Origin of the sequence: Enterobacter sp. K16B, from assembly GCF_020216105.1 — a bacterium.
Classification (GTDB): Bacteria; Pseudomonadota; Gammaproteobacteria; order Enterobacterales; family Enterobacteriaceae; genus Enterobacter; species Enterobacter sichuanensis.
Genome location: NZ_JAIWJZ010000238.1, coordinates 1 through 251, shown reverse-complemented (window position 1 = coordinate 251; position 251 = coordinate 1). Strand labels below are relative to the sequence as shown.

General features: G+C 69.3%; 1 pseudogene. It reads left to right on the top strand.

From position 1 onward, the window contains the following. Nucleotides 1-251 (top strand): annotated as a pseudogene (locus LDK53_RS22920) (hypothetical protein); the annotation flags it as partial.

Sequence of the window (251 nt, the reverse complement as noted above, 5' to 3'; positions counted from 1 at the left end):
AGTTCACCCGCGACCGCCTGCACCGCGAGGTGCGCCGCACCCAGGGCGCGGCGAGCTTTCCGGCGTCAGCGACACCCTGCGCGGTGAGGCGGACTACGGCTACGATGCCAAAGGGCGTCTGCTGAATGACGCGCTGGGCCGCCGTACGCACAAAATCGTCACCACGACGCACGGCACCACCGACACCCGCTTCCTGTGGCAGGGCTACCGCCTGCTGCAGGAGCAGCAGGAGAGCGGGCTGTGCAGCACGT